Source organism: Pedobacter gandavensis, from assembly GCF_032678465.1.
In the GTDB taxonomy this organism is placed as follows: domain Bacteria; phylum Bacteroidota; class Bacteroidia; order Sphingobacteriales; family Sphingobacteriaceae; genus Pedobacter; species Pedobacter gandavensis_B.
In genome coordinates this window covers 127420-147631 of the sequence record NZ_JAVTSK010000009.1, presented here as the reverse complement: position 1 = coordinate 147631, position 20212 = coordinate 127420, and the positions used below count along the sequence as shown (strand labels likewise).

Below are 20212 nucleotides of genomic sequence, written 5' to 3'. Positions count from 1 at the left end.
GCCGTCTTCTTTAATACATTGTATTTAACAAAGTTATCAACCTAACGAGATAAAGAGGGAACCTGGAAGTTGTTCTCTTTATCCTGAACCCAAACTTACCAAATGTATGAAATTGTACGACTTAAATTCGTATAGGGATTCCTATGTGAAAAATAAAATTCTTTTAACCATGAAACTTTCTCTGGCATTGCTGCTATTGATCATGTTTCAGGTGAATGCTTCTACTCTCGCACAAAAAAAAGTTACCCTTTCAGAGAATAATGTAACCCTTGAAAAGGTGCTGAAGTCGATCACCAAACAAACAGGTTACGACCTGGTGTTTATCGCAACTGATATATCCACCGCTAAACCAGTTTCCATCAACGTGAAAAACGCAGGAATGGAAGATGCGCTGGATTTATGTTTTAAAGATCAGCCTTTTGAATATTCTTTAGATACTAAAACTTTAATTGTTCAGGAAAAAGTAAAAGCCAAACTACAAACGAAACCCCAATTAATAGTAGCAGAACCGATCTCCGGTAGGGTATTGGACGAAACCGGGCAACCTTTACCAGGAGCTTCGGTGAAAGAACAGGGAACCACCAATTCGGCGCAAACCAATAATAAAGGTGAATTTAAGCTCAATGTTGCAGGTCCGGAATCTTCTATTTCTGTTTCCTTTGTTGGTTATATCAGCAAAACCTTAAAAGTAGGTACTCAAAAAGTGTTCAACATTAAATTGGAACCTAATCCAAATCTATTGAAGGATGCCGTAGTAATCGGTTATCAGACGGTATCCCGCCGTACTTCTACCGCTGCGGTATCCACCGTTACCGCAAAAGAAATTGAAAACTTACCTTCCCCAAGTTTTGATCAGTTGTTACAAGGAAAAGTTGCCGGGGTAAACATCCAGAACTATTCTGGTGAACCTGGTAGCAGACCTACCTTCACCGTTCGTGGTAATACGGCAATGAGCAGAACTGTAAGTACCGTGAATGCTTTAAGTAGCCCGCTTTTTATCATTGATGGTGTTCCTGTTTCCTATGATGACATCTCTAGTTTTTCTGATGTTACGCAAACCAATTTTATTGCAGGGATCAATCCAAATGATATCGAAAGTATTGACGTGTTAAAAGATGCGGCTTCAGCCTCTATTTATGGATCCAGAGGTGCAAATGGGGTAGTAGTGGTCAAAACGAAAAGAGGAAAAATTGGGGAGAAACCACAGGTAAATGCGAATTTTTATACCGGTCTTTCCATGCGTGCAAACAGTGAAATCTATTACGTAGGGGCTGAAGAACGCAGGTATAAAATGAATTACCTCACTTCTTTAGGCAACTACGAACAACTGTCTACTCTTCCGCTATTGTTAACAGATAGTTTGAACCCGGCTTTCAATAATAAAACAGACTGGCAGGGACTTTTCTTCCAGACGGCAAAGATCTATAATGCGGATGCTTCGGTATACGGAGGAAGTGAAAATGTAAGCTACCGTCTGAGTGGTAACTACTATAATGAAGAAGGAATCGTGAAAGCAACAGGCTTTAAACGTTATAATCTGGCGGCAAGCATGGGCTATAAAATGACGCCAAAATTGAATGTTGACCTTTCATTCCGTGTGTCGAGAACCGATAGGTCAAGAGGTAGAGGGGTGATTCCAAATCCAAATGCCGATTATACCAATCCTTTGCCCATCAATAGTGGCGCCTTTCCATCCTCCCTGTACCAGTTGAGTCATGCGGATAGCCTTAATTTTATGGGTCAATATGACCTGGCAAAAGATAAAAATATCAATGATGATGTGGCAACCAGTATCACATTGAACTATAATTTTACACCAAGTCTAAAGTTTACGAGTCAGGGTTCCATGTTGCTTTCGAGCTCTACACGTGACCTTTTCAGGCCAAGTGCATTGGATGCTGATGGTGTTTTCTACAGCTACTCGATGAATTCTAAATTGCAGAATTACAACATTGATAATATGTTGATTTATAACCTGAACATTCAGGATAGCCACCACCTTAACTTTTTAATCGGTAACACGGTCAATTATATCAATGTCGGATATACCGGAGTTGGTGGGTTTGGAGTAGGAAATAACTCTATAACTACTGTAAATGCAATTAAACCTGGTGATTTTGATAAGAATTACACCCGTTCCAGTAATAAACAGGCAGGGCTGTTGTCTTTCTTTGGCCGTGTAAACTATGACTATAAATCGAAATACCTGTTTTCTGCATCCTTAAGAAGTGATGCTTCTTCACGCTTCGGTAAGAACAACCGTTGGGCGTATTTCCCGGCAGTTTCTGCGGGTTGGATCTTGTCTGACGAGTCTTTCATGACCAAAACAAAATCATGGCTGAGTATGCTGAAAATCAGGGGTAGTTTTGGTGTCAGTGGTAACTTGCCAGATGATTTCTATGCGCCTTATAACTCTTATCTGGTTGGTGAGGGAAGTCTACAGCCTGGTGGTTCAACTTATACCTATAATGGTACAACCATTATTAACCACAATCCAAATTCCGTTACGCAGGATAACCTGACCTGGGAAAGGGCATTACAGGGGAATATTGGTATCGATGCAGATTTCTTCAACAACAGAATTCAGTTGGTAGCAGATGTGTACAACCGAAATACAAAGGATATTTTCTTCAATCTTAAGCAACCAGTAACCAGTGGTTACGATCAGGTGTTTACCAACTCTGTAGGGGTAAGAAACGTAGGTCTGGAGTTTACCCTTTCCGGCAGAGTGTTTTCACCAGAAAAAAGCTTCCAGTGGAATCCACGTTTGATCATGTCTTTCAATAAAAATCAAATCACTAAACTTCCTGATGGAAACAGAGATATCGTGATTGACTATAATGGTACGACTTATATCCTTTCTAAAGGACGCCCGATTAATGAATTTTATCAGGTGAAATCAAATGGAGTATACTCAACGGCTGCAGATGTGCCTTTTAATCCTAGAACCGGTAACCTCATTACTTATTGGGATGGTTCAGTCATTGCCGGACCAGGTACTTACCGTTGGATCGACCAAAACGGAGATTATGATGTTTGGGATAGAAATGACCTGGTGAGAACCGGAGATCCAAATCCTAAAGTAACCGGTGGTTTCAGTAATACTTTTACTTATAAGAACTTCTCTTTAGAGGTATTTACCTCATTCTCCCTGGGTAGAGATGTTTACAATACCTATGTGGCTTCCCTTTTAACCAATTACAAGCAGATCGGTAATTTCTATGGTCAGGGTTTAATCGACCTGAGTAAGCTTTCGATCTGGCGCAATCCTGGTGATAACGCTGCTTATGCGGATATCAATCCTTACAAGCCTTATTATTACCAATTCAACACCTTCTCTTCTGCCTATATGGAAGATGGAAGTTATGCCCGGATTAAATACATTAACCTGGGATATAGATTCAAACCAGAATGGCTAAAAAGAGCAAGCCTGAGCGCTTTACAGGTTTATGGGATTATTGATAACGTATACACGTTCCAGAAATCAAACCTACCGGATGTAGAGGCTGTAGACGCCCTGGGTATTTATAATGGTAATGGATATCCTTTACCTAGAAAATTCACTTTAGGCGTTAGAGCCACATTTTAATCACCATTAGAATCAATTAGAGATGAATACTAAAAAATCATACGCAGCCATAGCCTTGTTATTCTTGCTGGCTTCAACCATGCTTTTTTCTTCCTGTAAAAAGCTGTTAAATTTTGCTCCCGAAGATGCACCTTATGAAGGTTCCTTCTGGAAAACACAGGATGATGCAGTTTCTGCACTTGCCGGGGTGTATTCTTTGTCCAGACAATCGATGGTCAGGGGAAGCGAGAGTGAAAGAATGTCGCACTTCAGTTATGGAGATCTTTCAACCAATGAATATAATAAGGTAAATGGCCATTTTACATTGAGCTTTCTGGTGGAAGGCGATAAGTATTATGGAACAGGGATAAATATCGGCGATTTTATTGGCCCTTACCTGGAAGACCTTGGCGATTGGCAATCTTACTACAGCACCATCAATATGGCAAATACCGTATTGGATAAAGCGAGCAAAATGCCAAACAATGTTTTTACCGGAAATAGGAAAAATAGTGTGCTTGGTGAGGCTTATTTCTTAAGAGCCTACAATTATTTTTATATGGTAAGAATTTGGGGCGATGTACCATTGGTATTGAAGAACAATCCTGATCCGGTAACCTCAGTAAACCTGCCACGTACTTCGGAAAAAATTGTTCTGGATTCTGTATTGGCTGACCTGGATAAGGCTCAAAAATTACTGAAGTTTACCACCGGAAACGACCGTGCAATTGCTGCGGATAAAGGAGCTGTTTTTGCACTAAAAGCGAATGTATTGCGCTGGCAATATTTTCTTGGGAAAAATACAGACAACAGCCTGCTCACAAAAGCAGTGGCTTCCATAGATTCTATCACCAATTCAGGAAACTATAATCTGGTTCCTGCAACAAAATATAAAGATCTCTACAAAGGAAGATCTGAAGAAGCTATTTTTGAAGTAGCCACAAGTTTAAATCAGGCCGAGTATCAATTGGGAACGGGATTCTTTTATACCACCGCAATGATGCCTTATATCGCCAATAGACTGAGCACGCCTATCATCATCAACAATAACTTTTTAAGCCAGATTTATTACTATGATAATGATGCCCGTATGGCTTATAATTTTGACACCAGGGACGCAAGTAACTGGATCCTGACCAAATACACCGGTCGAAATGGCGAGAATGTCAAGTATAGAAATGCAGGAAACAATACTGATCCTATGGTAGATTGCAATACCCCAATTTTCAGACTAGGAGAACAACTGTTGCTACGTGCAGAATGTAATGAACTACTAGGGAATTATGGACCGGCTGTAACGGATTTAAACGCTGTAAAAGCACGTGCCGGAATTGAACAATATACCGGAAGTAATGCTGATCTAAGAACAGAAATCTTCGAAGAAACCTATAGAGAGGTGGCTTTCGAAGGGCAGTTATGGTATGTAATGATCCGCAACAAGAGGTTACAGGAATATACTGAAGGACGTTTCCCACAAAGTCGTTTTGATCAGGATGGTTGGAAATGGCCAATCTCCAGAACTAATCTTCAGAAGAATCAGCTATTGGTTCAAAATAAATATTGGAATGGAAGAAATTAAGCACATCAACATGAAATTGAAGCACATATTAATAATGGCCTTTGCTGTAGTTGCTATGGCTACCGCCTGTAAGAAGGATAAATATGTCATCGGAGGTAGTTTGCACGATCCACATGTGAACATGACCACCTATGATTACCTGAAAACAAATCGCTTATTTGATACTTTACTGGTCTTGATTGATAAAGCCGGAATGAAAGAGGAGATCAATGGTGATGTGACCTTTTTTGCGCCTACAGATTACTCAATTAAAGCCTTACTGAAAAGAAGAGAGGAGAAATTGCAACAGGATAATAATGATGAGAATTTAAGGTATACTTTAAATGATCTGCCTGTTCCAGAGCTTAGAGATTCTTTACGTTCTCATATTTTTGCAGGTAAAATGACCAGGGAAAGCCTTAGTTTAAATAATAAACTGGTGACCAGTAAATCGAACGAACCATTTGTGGTGAAGCTGATCGAACAGGAAAGTCCAGGTCTGGTTAGTAATAAACCTCAAATTTTATTCCTGATAAAGATAAGAAATGGACTGGATCCGAATCCTACTCCTGAGAATTATCCAACAGAGGATCTGGATTTATATACGTTTGCACAAACGTCAAATATTCAGACCACTACCGGCGTATTACACGTCCTGACGAATACACATAGGTTTTATTGGTAACGAAAAGAAAATAATCTGATGAAGAAATATATATTAATAATGGCGGCCTTGCTGACATCGGTTGCCATCTGGACGGGATGTAAAAAGATTACTGTAGGCTTTTTGAGTGATGACGTTTATTATGTTGGCAGCCCTTTCCAGGTAGAAAAAGGAAAAAATGGCTTCCTGACTTCTGAGCTGAAAGGAGATGGTTCTACAGTGCCATTGAAGATCAAATTGTTAAAGATCAAACGCAAAGGAACAAATGAAAATGCAGATGAATTGTTCCAGGAACAAAAGGTATATGTTTATAAAACAGCCTTTGATCCGGAGGTGCATACGACACTTGAAAAGTTGAATGCGATTAGAGACCTGGTGTCGAAACCACTGTTTGAATTTTTACCAAGCGGTCAGTTTTTGTTTACCTCAGGAACATTAGTGATTCCTACAGGAGCCCAGTATACTTTTGATCTGGAATTGAGTAATGAGAGTGGTAAAAAAACCTATGAGAATATTGGCGAACTGGATTTTGTAGAATCACAGGCTTACTCGATCAACAGAAATAGCGCAACATACCTGCTGGATGGTGGTGCAACTTTCGAATCATTACCTCCAGTAGAGATCAAGGTAACCAAAACAGCAAATACAGGTACGAATGTAGTGGTTAGGTATGTGGATGAGGATGGTGTTCCATTTAATCCGAAAGCTGGTGAACTTATTGTTCGTGGAGACCGACCTACCTTAGACACTTATGCGAAATTTAACCCGGTGATTAAAACAGATACGGAAATGAGCCTCAATTTTGAAATCATTCCTTTCCCGTACAAAACACTCCCAGGATATGGTTCTTTTGATATTTTTTATAGGATTCCAAGTGAGTTCGTGAAAGTAACCAATCCAAAAGCGAGTTATGGTCCGAATGCAAGATTCAATATCAATCCTGCAATTGGTTTCCAAATCAAACAAGAGGGAAATTATCTTGTAGAAGTGAAAATCATGGGTGTAAAAAGAAAGTAACATGCTATGAATAAAAAAAGCTGCCCTCTTGATAACTAGAGGGCAGCCTTTTTTTATTTTAATCGAACAAGGTCAGTGTAACAATTTGTTGGTCCGGTTTGATCAATTCTAGTCCCTTATTGGGATTTTTTTTCGTAGAAACCTTATTCACTTTCTTGCTCACCTGAGTCCTTTTCATCATATGGTCAGGATAGGGTTTACACATTTCTAATAGTTGTTCTACGCTTAGTTTTTTATTCAGCCACCTTAACTCCTCATTTCTGTGAAGGATCACCGGCATCCTTTGTTTATCATGAATTTCTCCAACCGTTTGATTGGCTACCGTAGTCATGATGCCAAAGGTTCTGTACTTTTCCCCGGTTTCCGGATCTACCCATTGACTCCATAATCCTGCAAAGCAAAACGTTTTCCTTTCATTGGTAAAGCGGTAGGGAATCTTGTCGGTATCAGTTACTTTTTGCCATTCATAAAAGCTATCTGCTATAATCAAACAGGTTTTACGATGTTTCATTAATGGGGCATAGGTTTTCTTTTCCATGACTTCCTCACTGCGGATGTTCCATGTGTCATAAGTAAGCACATTGCTACTTGCAGTGTGTGGAACAATCCCGAATGACATCTGTTGAATGATATCCGGCTCATCAGAGGTAATGACCAGTCCGCCATCCGTAATGGCGATATTGGCATCTGGCTCATATGCGCCAACAAGTTGATAGGGGTTGTTTTTTAGGATCTCTTTTTCCTCAGCGGTTAGGGTATATCTTGCACACATAATTTAGGATGGCAAAGCTATCTTATTTCTGCGAAATTGGAAAAAACAGGTTCAAAAATTCCATTGCTATGGCCACTTGCTGGAGTTTAAGTTAAGCAGGCAATTATACCCTCTATGACTTTCTTAGTTTCCCCAGGATCTTTTACAGAAATACAGCGCACACCAGTTGTTCGGGCTGGATGGTCGTTTCCACCTTCAAATAACGCATCCCCAATAAATATCATTTCTTTTATTGGGAGCTGAAGTGTATCCTGAAGCTTATGGATACCATAAGCTTTGTCAATACCTGGCTTGGTAATATCTATAGAAGTTGCACCCCCCATTTGTATTGAAAATTCTGGTAAGGTACGGTCGAGTTCTGCTTTAATCAGCTTTCGTTTACTAAAGTCCGGATCCCAGTTTTTTTTGGCTTCCAGAGGAGCCTGCTGTCCCAAGGCTGAAAAGGTAATCTGACTACCCCGGTCCTCGATTTGCTCCCCCCAGGTTTTTTCTGGTCTGAAGCCTGAAGAAGTTATGGCCTGTTCTAAATTCGAGAGTATGCTTTGTTTTTCTTCATTTGTAAAATCCTCCGAATACAATTTTCGCCAGTTCCCGTTGAATTGGTAATATTTAGTACCACAGGTAGGTAAAATGGACAATTGGGAAAATGGGGTATGTACGGGAAGTCGGGAAAGTACTTGTTTTTCGAATTGAGGCCAGTCGCCACCAGAAATAATAGCCACCTTCACCACCTGAAGTAATTTGTTTAATAGTACACCCATTTCTTCATCAATTGCCGTTTTGCTCTCTGCTAAAGTACCGTCAAGGTCAAAAATGATGAGCTTTTTCATCAGGAACCTGCATTAGATGATGTGTGATTTTTTTCCATTTCCGCATGGTATTCCGCTCTTCGGGCAGCACTGTTACAAGCGGCACGGTGAGCTAAAGATTGCTGTGCTGCCTTGATGTTCTGGTCATTTCCTTTCCATATTTCCAGTGCAGGCTGTTGTATTGCCCTCGAGAATGAAAATGTCAATGGCCAGGGCATTTGTGGGCCATATCTAAGTTGCATCATATTGAGTCGTTCAGTGGCAAGGCAGGGAGATTGGCCACCTGATAAAAAAGCGATCCCACCAACGGCAGCAGGTACCACTTTCATAAAGCTGTGGATCGTTTGCTGGGCGATCGTTTCCGTATTATTCTGATCGGGGCAGGTTAAACCAGGTAAAATCATGTTTGGCTTTAAAATCATGCCTTCCAGGCTGACCTTTTGTTCATATAAAGCATTAAAAACTTCCTTCAGAACATCTTCCGTTACTGCGGCGCAGGTCTGCAGGCTATGAGAACCATCCATCAATACCTCGGGCTCTACAATCGGCACGATTCCAGCCTCCTGACAAATTGCCGCATATCGGGCAAGTGTAAAGGCATTTGCGCTGATGGCAGTCTTTGTAGGAAGATCGGTATCAATATGAATCACCGCCCGCCATTTTGCGAAACGTAAACCCATCTGATAATAATTTGCCATCCGCTCAGTTAAACGATCCAATCCTTCGGTAATGGTTTCCCCTGGAAAAAAGGGTAAGGGGCTGGTACCCTGATCTACTTTTATTCCGGGTATAATGTCTTTTTGTTTCAGGATGGCAAGAAAGGACTGTCCGTCATCTGTTAGTTGCTGGAGTGTTTCCTCAAACAGTATCGCACCACTGATGCTTTCTTCCAGATGTGGTGTAGTGACGATCAGTTGACGGTATTTCCTACGGTATTCTTCCGTTTGTGGAATGCCCAGCGCTTTAAAACGCTTGTTACAGGTGCCTGTGCTTTCGTCCATGGCCAGTAATCCTTTGTCTCCGGTCATGAGCCTTTCGCTGAGATGTTTCAGTTCTTGAGTGTTCATCGTATTATTTTTCTGAAGGTCGGTTATTGGGGTTTGCGCTAAGTTGATGTGTTTCCAGGATCTGCCTGGTGGCTGAAAAGTCCTGATGATGAAAGCTCAGAATGCCCAGTTTTTGAGCGGCTTGTGCAAGCATTAACCGGTCGTCAAAATACAAACATTCCTCAGCAGAGACTTGCGCAATTCCCATGGCCAGGTTAAAAATACCAGGATCGGGTTTCCGCATGCCAACTTCACAGGAAGATATAAAAGCATCAAAACAATCGTGTAAACCGAATTTCTGGATGCGATAATTGTTGATTTCCCGGCCCTCATTGTTGATCGAAATTACCCGGAATCCACAGGTCTTTTTCCATTCTTTTAACCAGGGTAAGAAATCAGGTAGTGCAACTGACTGTGCAAACAGAAAGTCTTTAAAGTCCTGCCTGGAAAAGTCTCTGGGATGATTGAATACCACCGTATCCAGATAGTCATCTAAGCTAATTTTACCAATTTCATAGACGTTAAAGATAAAGTTATGAAGCACCTCCATTTCCTCGTAATTGAGGTTAAATTTAGCTGCTGCTGCCTGTCTGGATTGATGACCCCAACCATTGTTTAATAACACCCCGCCAACATCAAAAAAGAGTACTTTAATTCTGGAGCCTTTCATAATCGATTTTTAATCATAACAATAATCTCAAAAATTGGTTTGCTACTGTAATCAACTATATTCGTCTCTGTTAATTGTTGTATTTTTAAGCTGTAGAGATTTGAGCGCATTTTTTTGATATGGAGTTGAAATCCTTTCTGAGACAGTCTTATCCAATTCCTGACCAGCAAAGCAGAACTGCATTGGTCATTGGAATAGGGATTGGTTTGCTGATGCTTTTATTAAAGCCTTATGGATTGTCAAATGTGGAAGTCCGGCATGATCGGTTATTCCTGGCTGGCTATGGTCTGGTGAGTTTCCTCGTGCTCTTCTTTAACGGTACCGTTGTGATCAGACTTTTTTCTGAAACCAATTGGAACATCATCAGGCAAATTATCTGGAGTTGCTGGTCGGTATTTTGTCTGGGGCTGGCAAATTATGCCTATACGCTCGCTGTCGTTGATGACTTTCCTTTTCGCATCTCTATTTTACTTACTTTTCAGTTGTATACTTTTTTTATCGCTGTGATACCGCTTACAATTTTAGTCCTGATCAGGCAAAACCGACTGCTGCGGCTAAATAAAAATACAGCTGAAGTTCTGAATGAGCAACTCATACCGACCAGGCATTCCGGGCTGCTTCCTGAAATGCTGGAACTTAGTGCCGGTAATAGCAAAGGCCATTTAAGTATTCCTGTAAGAGAGATAGCTTTTATTGAATCTGAAGGCAATTACGTTCAGGTGTACCATTCCAGGAATGGTTCCATCACTCCAACAATGATCCGCAGTAGTATTGCCAAAGTTGAAAATGAAATGATTGGTCTAAATCAATTGATTAAATGTCATCGGGCCTTTATTGTAAACATAGATTTTATTGAGGAGCTGAAGGGAAATGCACAGGGATATCGCCTGCGGATCAAGGGCAGTGATCTCGAAGTTCATGTATCCAGACAGTACACAAAAGTAATCAAAGAGGCCATTAAATCTTGTTTTTCATCACAAAACCATGCAGTTCATCCCTAAGGTTTCAGCAGTTCATTCACAGCGTTTAATATTGTCCTGGGATTTTAAAACTAAGCCATATGGACACGCTATTCAAAACAATTTTAACACTACACATCATCGCCGGAACGATAGGTCTGACTACTGGAACAATCAACATTATTGGTAAAAAAGGGGGTAAAATACACCTGATCATCGGGCGCATATTTTTATATAGTATGCTGTTTGTAAGTGCATCATCATTTGTAATGTCGGTACTCCATCCTAATTATTTCCTGTTTATTGTAGGGGTTTTTACGTTATACATGTTGTCATCCGCAGCAAGGTATCTCCAATTGAAAAATTTGTCTAAAGGGCAACAACCGGCTTTAATCGATTGGCTGCTGACCTATTTTATGTTCCTATTTGGGATTGCTTTCCTGATTTTTGGCCTGGATCATCTGATTCATAAAAATCCTTTCGGAATTGTATTTATTGTTTTTGGTGGGATAGGATTAAGGTTTGTGCGTGCAGATTTTCAAAATTTCAGGGGGAAGTCGAAAGTGGAAAATATCTGGCTGCTGGCACACATCCAAAGGATGACCGGTGCTTACATTGCGACACTCACTGCTTTTTTGGTAGTGAACAACAAGGTCATTCCTGGTATTATCGCCTGGTTACTGCCAACCATCATTGTTCTTCCTTTGATTTTTAAATGGGTAAGAAGGTATAAAATAAAAACAGCTGTTTAAGAATTACACTCTTGATTTTGATTCTGAAGGCCATGATGTCTAAACAGGATAAATTGACCAGACATTATTTGCCTGCTTTAGGACTTAAAAAGAGTAATAAAACAGCGGTGAATTTTAAGAAGCCAGAAAACAATTGAAGAAATATAGTGGTGTTGGTGCCCAGCTGTTGATCCGGCATGGTCAGTAGGGGTAAGGTACTTAAAACAGTTACAAATAATAGCACCCATTTTACCCAGTGTTTCCCGATAAATGCAAAATAACCCAGGGTAATAAACAATAAGGAGGTTTCCAGGCCAATGCCAATTTCGAAATCAGGGTTTTTGTGGCTTTGAAGTATTCCTGCGATTAAATCAATAATAATGGATCCAAAAATGAGGTATGCAGCTAATTTGAAACGCTTGTCGGGGGTGTTTTCCATTTAGAGGGATAAAAAATGGAAAGTTACGATTAAAATCCTTTCGCTCAAATTGAGGAAGAAAAAGATATCATCAGCAAGCACTGAATTCATTCTAAAGACTTCATATTACTTAATTTGGTTTTTATTTTCGATTCGAGTACCTTAATAACAATATCGTTCCTATTGTTGGTGGTAAATTTAGCGGTGTGTTATACAACACGAAGAACTTAAAGTATTCTGTTGTCATCGAAAGTGGTGATTTTGAATTTCGTTATTAGACATTGCTGCCTGCTAATGGGTTATTTCATCTCTAGCAGCTGGCTGACCATTTTACCATTCCACAGATATTTTTCACGTTTCTTGCTTACTTTATAGGTTAATTCTTTCTGATCAGGATCAATAACCTCTCCTTCGGTAATGTCCTTAATAATTAAATCTGAAGCCAGCTTATGTTCCGATGGGAATAACAATTTCTCTTCATAATAGGAAACGCCGGCATCGCTGACACTACTTTTCCCTGGCAGGTCTATAAATTCAGTACCTGTCCAACCTATATAATAGTGATTCGAGGCTATGCCACAGGCCTCAGCTAAAAAGCCAATACGAAAAATGCGCTGTAAACCAATTAGCCCCATGTTATTCAAGATTTTGCCCTCTGTATAAGTCTGACCTCCTTTTTCTGTTAAAAATGTGGTACGGCCAACCAGACGAAGGGAGGGGTCAAGAATCTTGATCTCACAGAGTGCCAGGTTCGCTTCATCATTTGAACGGTTTGGATATTTATTATAACCGTACATCCATAATTGTCCATCCTGATCCCTGCTTGATCCTAATGCCAATAAGCCTAACCAGATAAAGCCAGATCGTTTTTGTTTGCCAATGGTATATTCTACTTTATACCATGGGGCGTAGAAATCCTTAAGAAATGTGTTGTTTAAAGCTTCGCTTTTGATAACCACTTTAGTTCCTGCAGTTAATGAGTCTAGTAATTTACCTTTTAGTCCAGGATAGTCACGTAGGTAGGCAACATCAGCAAAAACGCAGGCCGTATCATTTATCCTTTTATTCCAGATATTAAATTCTTCAGCTACAACATAAGCTGCAGGAGCCTCCTGAGCTCGACCATTAAGGGAGGAGATCGCAATCAATAAACCAACAAATAGATACTTTAACATGGCGCAAAGAAACAAAAAAACACCATGATTTAAAATCAAAATGATCCTTTCTGCTAGCCTGGGATAGATTTTTTGTTGATGATCTTGAAGATCAAAGCCAACTCTATAGCTTACTCTGGAATAAATCCAAGATATATCCAGAAGTTATTCTTCCTTTTAATTAAATTTAAAAAAAGGTCGTGCATATGAACAAAGTTTTTTTTCTAATCATCATCAGTTTGATGTTATGGAATATCAAACCTGTGGGGGCCTGTACCATTTTTTCCTGTGCCAGGGCTGGAGAAGTATTGGTTGCAGCCAATGAAGACGACAGTACTCCATTTACCAGGATATGGTACAATCCTGCTACAAAAGATCGTTATGGATCGGTTTGCTTTGGTGCACCTGACATGCAGGTGGCTTCTGCTATGAATGAATATGGATTATTCTTTGACTTTGCTGCAGATAACTATGATCTTAATAAATTAAAACTAGATCATCCCTTTGACGGATTCCTGATGTGGGAGGTCCTGGGCAAATGTAAAAACGTAAAAGAGGCGCTGAATATCATCAGAAAATACGATTATAATAGCCCTTCACAGGTATTGATTGCCGATAAAGAAGGAAACTCAGTATTGGTCAATCCAAAGGGTATTATTGAAAAAGCCGGTGATTTCCAGGTGAATAGCAATTGTAATATTCTCAACGGAGCAATAGCCTGCAGAAGACCTGAAATTGCAGAGCAGGCATTATCTGGTTCTAAGGAGAATTCTATTGATTTCCTAAAAGGGGTTTTAGATCAGACGCATCAGGAAGAAGAAAAGCTAAGTACATTATATTCTACGATCTGCGATTTAAAAAGAGGTGTGATTTACGTTTATTTATTCCATAACTACCGTACCCCTTACAAAATAGACCTGAAAGCGGAATTGAAAAAGGGTTACCGTATAGAAAATTTGGAAGATCATTTTAAGCCGGGTTATGCCTACGAACAGTTTTCAAAAAATCACAGTCTGTATCTTAAAGAATCCATTATTAATGAAATGACAAAAAATGGGGTAGGGATAACGACCGATCAATATCTTGCACAATGTAAGGCTTCCAAAGCTGAAAATCCAAAGTTAGATGCCGCTTTGTTAGAAGTCGCGCTGCAATTGATTAAATACTGTTGGAACAAGGAAAGCAATGGTGGGATGTGGGATTATTGGTTTAATTTACCTTCTGGATATCGGGTACAGCAACTCAACGATGAGCGCCTGGAATCAGCAAAAAAACTATTGACTTATCTGTCTGAAAATGATCAGAAAGATGCTCAGCTTCGCAGTTTTATTTTTGAGATGCTGGCGTATGTTAACCTTTTACAAGGAGATCATAGTGTTGCCAAAGCAATTTATGAAAAGGCCATTGCAAATCCTGAACAGGCATATCAGGTGACCTTGATCAGAGCAAAGGAAATGATAAACAGGATGCCTAAATAAGGTCCTGATAAAATCTGATTTTGCAAAGAAGCCCTTTGTCTTAAAAGACAGAGGGCTTCTAATTATAATTTTGGTTTATAAACCAGGCTATACCTTTCAGGGCTTGCTTATTTAAAAATGCTGTTTAATGAATCCTGCACTTTAAGCGTGTCTTCCGTTATTGTTTTTTTGATTGCCTCATTAAAGGAAGGCTCAAACTCTGCGTTGATTGAAATCTTATCTTCCTCATCCAGAATAGTTAGCTCAAATAGATTACTTCCAAACTTAAACCTGCTTTTAATTCTGGTTGGTGCTTTTTCTATGATTCTGATCAATTCGTAACTATTGCTAATCTGGTCAAAAGCATCCTTTGCAGATTGGAAGATGATTTGTGTAGCTACATTTAAATCATTGATGATTACTGTTGCATTTTGTAGTGCAGTTTTTAACTCCCCCTTAGTGCCATCATGTAAATGCTTTAGATCTGGTAGAAGATCCTCACTGAAGATGATGTCCTTTGGATCCTGAATAAGAATAATTGCAGAATTATTGTCGCTGTCAAGTTGTTGTTCTAAAATGATGAAAGCATTGCCATCTTTAAGGTTTACCGTACTTTCTGAAGTATAATCAATTTTGATATCGCTGATCACATTTTTAATGATGTTTACAACGTGTCCCAGCACTGGATGTGGAGTGATATTGTTCATTAGTCTAAATTTTTTGCAAAGGTAAGGCTTGCTAACCTTCGTTTATATGGCGAAAAGAAAAAAAAACAGAATTTTTGTGGAAATGCTTCATTTTTACGTACTTGTTTTTTCTCTAGAAGATGATCTATCCTGATTAATGTCTTCTTTTCCAAAAGGGAGCATTGTGCCAGCGCATTTCTCCGCGATAATACAGTTTTTTATGTTTCAGGTATTGTTCCCAGATTCGATCGGATTGTTGGATGTACTGAGTTTGGATTTCTTTTAGACTTTCGGATTTTAAAAGTCCGGATGGATCAGTCTCAGCTAATAGATCTGTCAACTGTACTGCCGATGCCATGGCATTAAACATGCCTTGTGAGGAGAGGGGATCAAAACTCATGGCCGCATCCCCAAGTGCCAGCCAACGTTCACCGGCTACCTGGTTCAGGCGCGTTGAATTGGCAGATACAGTTTGAGGAAAACCAATCTCGTTGGAACTACATTTGATAAGTTTCGCCATTTCCCGGTTGCTCTGTGCCAGTCTGATGAATTTGTCTCTATGTTTTATATGGTTTCGATCAATCAGGTCGGGGTCGGTCTGTAAAGCCAGAATTCTTTTGCCATTTGGTAGCGGAGAACTGTACCACCATCCGATTTCAGTCGCTGAAATGGTGCTCATTTTATTGATATCCAGATTAGGTAGAGTAATATAGCAACTCATTAATTTATCATATTGCATTCGCTCAATGCCTATTTTTCTTGCAAAATGGGATTGTCGGCCGGTTGCATCAATGACCAGTTTAGCGCTCAGTTGTACGCAAGAATCATCAGGTACTTTATATTTAGCATCTATTAAGTCTTTATTCTTTGAAGTGCTGGTTTCAGGTATACTGGTACAGATAGACCATTGTTGATTTTCAAAATGCACAGTTTGTAATTTGGCAGGCCAGATGCAATGTACACCCTGCTGCTGTGCCATCTTTCTTAAATAAATTTCAAACGCCTGACGATCCAGATGCCAGCCAAAACCATCAGGATTACGCAAAAGATCTACAATATTTGCATGTTCATTACCCCAATAGGATTGTGTGCCAATGTGTTTGAGGTGCTGACTTTGGGTTGCATCCGGTTGAGGGTTGTCCAAACCCTCCAATAAATCAAAGCGGTTTAAGATTCGTCTGCTGGCTGGGGGCAAACATTCTCCTATCCGCGGGACCGGAGAGGCCCTTTGATCAATTAACAGTACCTTGTATGATTTCGCAAGCGCGATGGCGGCGGTGCAACCCGCTACACCACCGCCAATAATCGCGATATCTATTGTTTTGTTCAATGTTTTAATCATTAAAAATTTGACGCTTTTAAACCTATCTAGGAATGAATCTGGAGAAGCGACTGCTTTTTTCGGTTACACCAGTACTTCCTCCAGTGGCCTGCTGTTTCAACAGAAGTGGTTTTTCAGATTTAGGTGCTTTAGACGACAATAGCGTTAAGAGCTTCTGAACAGCCGGACTAGTTTTGAAATCTTCTGTGAGCTCTGATTCCACGAGTTTAATTAAACTGGCTTTTGTACCTGCAATTAGATTTTGTTCCGTTAATAGATCTTTATGAGAGAGGTCTTTGACAGCAGTATTTAAGGTTTGATGTAGCCCTTTGTCTAATGCATTTTTGCTGTTTAAGATACCTTGTAATTCACTTAAGGCATCCGCTAATAAGGCGGCTTCCTGTTGAGCATTTGGCGTGATTCCCACCTGCATTTTTGGAGGAAAGTTAGGGTCATTAGGCAGACCTGGACGTGCTTGAACTACCGCTAGCTTGTCAAAGTATTTCACCATACTGTTGATCTGGTTGGTATAATTCGGTTCTTCGCCGTCCAATGGCAAATCGTCCAGCCAGTCTTTTCGGTAGGCAAAGGCTTGTTTCCGTGTTTCTTCAGATAAATGTGGATCCATAGAGACCTTATATTGCTCCTCCGTTAAGATATTGTTTGGTACTCTTGCCGGCCAAAAGGTAGGTAGGTAAGGATCGTAGGCTGAGGTATAACCATCACGGCAACTGGCAGTATCTGTTTGCCATGGGATTGCCATCCACCTGGTAATGCCACCAGCAACCTGACCTCCCAGTAAAGGGCCTTTCGCTAAAGTAAATACATCGCTGTTCATCACCGGGCCATAGTAAGAAGAATTAACCGGTGGTGTTTTAGGCGCATGTTTTAATCGGAAGGCCGACATATACATACCTGCAGTTCGCATAGGCCAGGTCATTTCGCAACCTGGATGGAAAGCATCTGCCAGACAGAATTCCATTGCCGCACGAGTGAGCATATCCGGTTGTTCTGCAATAGGAAGTTTGTCTATCGTGATGGGCTCTGGTATATGCGGACAATCGGTCATGTCTACAAAATCTGCATCGAAGTCGCCTTTTACCCATTGGTCAATAAACGACAGTTGTAATTGAGATAGGGTAGCGTGCTGGCGTACAGAGCCTAAAGTCGGGATGCTAATGGCATCGCCATACATCCAGGGCCATAACTGCGGTGCCTCAGCACCAGATACTTCATAGCGACGGAAATTATTAGAAATTGTACGGCGCATTTCCATATTTGCTGAAGAAGGATCGTTTAATCTTACCATCCATTTAGCCGTAGTATAATCAAATTGACCACCCCAGCCAAAAGCAGCTCCGAAACCTGCATTTACCCATTGCAGGTTCGTCATGCGCTGGAAAATTGGCAGGATATCTTGCGTAAAGGAAGGTCTTTTCGGACGGGCCAGCATTCCCGAATCAACAGCTACATCTCTCATCAAATCCCACATGGTGCGAACCGATTTTTGCATAGGGGCATAATCGGGAGGCCCGCAAATCACCCATGCTGGTTCTACCTTAAGTTTAACGCCTTTATATTCTACATCGGCAGTAACCGGACCATCAGAGATATCGTCGTACCAGCCTTCATTATTTGCGAAGGTAATAGCAATGTCTCCATTGATGTTTTTGGATACCCCATGGCCGCCAAGCATGATCAACCTTCCTTTTTCATCTGTGTGCATCTCACCCAGATAAACAGTTTCCCCCTGGAATTTCCCTATAAAAGGATGACCTTGATTTACCAGGCTTCCGCTTACAGATTGATGTCCACCATCTATGATTAAGGAGTTTCGGTCCGGGATATTGATATTTCTCAACATGGATGCTGGTGCATCAACGGCATCCGGAATATCCAGTGCCATTTGAAATTGATACCAGGAGGATTTTTGATTCGCCAGATGGGAATGCCAGACAATATTCGAGTTTTCAGCAGTCAGTTCTTTAATTGCCTTTCCAGCTGCATTGAACCCATAAATTCTGAATTGGGCAGCCTGCCTTTTCAAGGCTCCGGTTTGATCACGGTAAGCATAATCATCCGTTAAGGCTACAGGTTCTGAAACCAGCGGACCAATAAAGTAATCGTCTTCACTATTACCCACACGCATGACGCCGATTGGCGGGTAAATGCCCGCAGTAACGATACAATCACTATTTTCATCAGTATCCCCTATAAATGGAGGATTAAGGTGCTCAGGTTCTTCCAAACCCTGGCCATTGGCCTGGTGTCTTGCTTCTGCACTAGCCGCGTAAACGACTTTCCTTGCCTGAGCAATAGAGCCAAGCGGTTCATGTTGGGCCAGGGTTCTCCAGATGTTAAAAGCGAGCGCAGTTCCAAATTCAGATTGCCCTATGGCAAGGATATCCTGTTGAGGGAGCTCCAATTCCGCAATGCAGATGTAAGGGCTTTCTTCAATACTCCAAACTTCCTGTGCATCATCGAGCGGCATCGTTTTGTCGTTGGTACGAAGTTGTATTTCAAAACGGAATTTTGCAGACTTATTGCGCAGGCGCGATTGTAAATCAAGAGCGAGATAATTTTTATCATTAAATACAGCCCCATGATGGGTATCATCCGGCACTAAACGATACTTGACGATGTTTGTATCACCCAATCTAAAAGGGAGTATGGCCCAATAACCGGCGCTGAGGCAGCTTGCTTCTACTTTTGTCATCGCATTGAGGATCTCGGCAAGTTCAGGATGTTTATTGATGTAAGCATCATAGTCCTTATCGATTACACCAGCTGTAGTAAAACTACACATCTGTTGTGCATCACGGGCAAAAAAACGGTCTATATTCTGGAAAATGAAATCTGCATTGTCACTATCTCCCAGTAACTTTGGTCCTTTAACTCCAAACAGTTTGAGTCCTAGTCCGAGGGTGCTGTGTAAATCTGGAGATTTTGGGTCGGTATCACTGGAGAAACGTATGGCACATTCGTAACTATCTCCTGCAAAAATCCCTACTTTAAACTCGGGTTTGATATCCTTCTTTATGCGAAAGGTTCCATACACGATGCCGTGTTGTTTTCTGAATACTGCGCGTTGAGCAGGCTTTTGGCCTTTTTCGATTCGGGATTTCTGACCCATTTCTACGAACATTTCTTTGAGGCGTTCGGTGACTATTTTAGTACTTCCTTCGCTATCCCAGCAAACTACTTTATTTGCTGTGGTTTCCCCAATGATAATAGGAGAAGATGCAGTCTGCGGTGTTGCAGCTGAGCTCTTTTTTGATTTTTCAGTCATGGTATAATTTTCGTTTTGGTTGCTAAAAAATTAGAGGCTATTGCAAATCTTGAATTTTGCATTAACTCTTTTTACGAAAAAAATAAAGGTTGC

At 40.6% G+C, this 20212-nt stretch carries 16 protein-coding genes and 1 pseudogene; 8 read left to right on the top strand and 9 right to left on the bottom strand.

Annotated elements, in window-relative coordinates; genetic code table 11:
• Positions 1-106: 106 nt before the first annotated feature.
• From R2Q94_RS16815 to R2Q94_RS16800, 4 genes are read left to right on the top strand one after another with little or no spacing between them, the layout of a single operon-like run.
• Entirely contained in the window at positions 107-3589 is a 3483-nt protein-coding gene (locus R2Q94_RS16815) for a SusC/RagA family TonB-linked outer membrane protein (RefSeq protein ID WP_316822631.1), read from the top strand.
• 22 nt (positions 3590-3611) lie between these two features.
• Positions 3612-5147 carry a RagB/SusD family nutrient uptake outer membrane protein gene (locus R2Q94_RS16810; RefSeq protein ID WP_316822630.1) on the top strand — a complete coding sequence of 512 codons (1536 nt, stop codon included), beginning with the start codon at positions 3612-3614 and terminating at the stop codon, positions 5145-5147.
• Positions 5134-5811 carry a fasciclin domain-containing protein gene (locus tag R2Q94_RS16805; protein WP_316822629.1) on the top strand — a complete coding sequence of 226 codons (678 nt, stop codon included), beginning with the start codon at positions 5134-5136 and terminating at the stop codon, positions 5809-5811. Before R2Q94_RS16810 ends, R2Q94_RS16805 begins: the two co-directional genes overlap by 14 nt.
• Before the next feature lie 18 nt (positions 5812-5829).
• Positions 5830-6807, top strand: a complete 978-nt coding sequence (locus R2Q94_RS16800; protein ID WP_316822628.1) for a DUF5007 domain-containing protein — start codon at positions 5830-5832, stop codon at positions 6805-6807.
• A 58-nt stretch (positions 6808-6865) separates the two neighbouring features.
• On the opposite strand, the gene R2Q94_RS16795 is transcribed toward R2Q94_RS16800, so the two are convergent.
• The 4 genes from R2Q94_RS16795 to R2Q94_RS16780 form a co-directional block, all read right to left on the bottom strand.
• The gene (locus tag R2Q94_RS16795; RefSeq protein ID WP_316822627.1) at positions 6866-7579 is read right to left on the bottom strand and encodes an SOS response-associated peptidase; all 714 of its coding nucleotides are present in this window, start codon (positions 7577-7579) and stop codon (positions 6866-6868) included.
• An 86-nt stretch (positions 7580-7665) separates the two neighbouring features.
• Entirely contained in the window at positions 7666-8409 is a 744-nt protein-coding gene (locus tag R2Q94_RS16790; RefSeq protein ID WP_316822626.1) for an HAD-IIB family hydrolase, read from the bottom strand.
• Positions 8409-9455, bottom strand: coding sequence for a class I fructose-bisphosphate aldolase (locus tag R2Q94_RS16785; protein ID WP_316822625.1), 1047 nt, complete (start codon positions 9453-9455; stop codon positions 8409-8411). The genes R2Q94_RS16790 and R2Q94_RS16785 overlap by 1 nt, the downstream gene beginning before the upstream one ends.
• A gap of 4 nt (positions 9456-9459) precedes the next feature.
• On the bottom strand, positions 9460-10104 hold the full coding sequence (locus R2Q94_RS16780) for an HAD-IA family hydrolase (protein WP_316822624.1): 645 nt from the start codon (positions 10102-10104) through the stop codon (positions 9460-9462).
• Positions 10105-10223: 119 nt separating this feature from the next.
• Here R2Q94_RS16780 and R2Q94_RS16775 point away from each other — a divergent pair, with 119 nt between their 5' ends.
• Positions 10224-11105 (top strand): LytTR family DNA-binding domain-containing protein, encoded by an 882-nt coding sequence (locus R2Q94_RS16775; protein ID WP_316822623.1) that lies wholly within the window; start codon positions 10224-10226, stop codon positions 11103-11105.
• A gap of 59 nt (positions 11106-11164) precedes the next feature.
• Positions 11165-11815, top strand: coding sequence for a hypothetical protein (locus tag R2Q94_RS16770; RefSeq protein ID WP_316822622.1), 651 nt, complete (start codon positions 11165-11167; stop codon positions 11813-11815).
• A gap of 64 nt (positions 11816-11879) precedes the next feature.
• Here R2Q94_RS16770 and R2Q94_RS16765 read toward each other — a convergent pair whose 3' ends face one another.
• A complete protein-coding gene (locus R2Q94_RS16765) occupies positions 11880-12233 on the bottom strand; it encodes a hypothetical protein (protein ID WP_316822621.1) in 354 nt (117 codons plus the stop codon).
• 143 nt (positions 12234-12376) lie between these two features.
• Here R2Q94_RS16765 and R2Q94_RS22225 point away from each other — a divergent pair.
• A pseudogene (locus tag R2Q94_RS22225) lies at positions 12377-12490 on the top strand (DUF5025 domain-containing protein); the annotation flags it as partial.
• 21 nt (positions 12491-12511) lie between these two features.
• Here R2Q94_RS22225 and R2Q94_RS16760 read toward each other — a convergent pair.
• On the bottom strand, positions 12512-13387 hold the full coding sequence (locus R2Q94_RS16760; RefSeq protein ID WP_316822620.1) for a hypothetical protein: 876 nt from the start codon (positions 13385-13387) through the stop codon (positions 12512-12514).
• 185 nt (positions 13388-13572) lie between these two features.
• On the opposite strand from R2Q94_RS16760, the gene R2Q94_RS16755 reads away from it, so the two are divergent.
• Positions 13573-14844 carry a hypothetical protein gene (locus R2Q94_RS16755; protein ID WP_316822619.1) on the top strand — a complete coding sequence of 424 codons (1272 nt, stop codon included), beginning with the start codon at positions 13573-13575 and terminating at the stop codon, positions 14842-14844.
• A gap of 107 nt (positions 14845-14951) precedes the next feature.
• On the opposite strand, the gene R2Q94_RS16750 is transcribed toward R2Q94_RS16755, so the two are convergent.
• From R2Q94_RS16750 to R2Q94_RS16740, 3 genes are all read right to left on the bottom strand, one after another.
• Complete coding sequence (locus R2Q94_RS16750; protein ID WP_316822618.1) at positions 14952-15530, bottom strand: hypothetical protein; 579 nt, start codon at positions 15528-15530, stop codon at positions 14952-14954.
• A gap of 133 nt (positions 15531-15663) precedes the next feature.
• Positions 15664-16851 (bottom strand): NAD(P)/FAD-dependent oxidoreductase, encoded by a 1188-nt coding sequence (locus R2Q94_RS16745; RefSeq protein WP_316822617.1) that lies wholly within the window; start codon positions 16849-16851, stop codon positions 15664-15666.
• 22 nt (positions 16852-16873) lie between these two features.
• Positions 16874-20119 (bottom strand): LodA/GoxA family CTQ-dependent oxidase, encoded by a 3246-nt coding sequence (locus R2Q94_RS16740; protein WP_316822616.1) that lies wholly within the window; start codon positions 20117-20119, stop codon positions 16874-16876.
• Between the last annotated feature and the right edge of the window lie 93 nt (positions 20120-20212).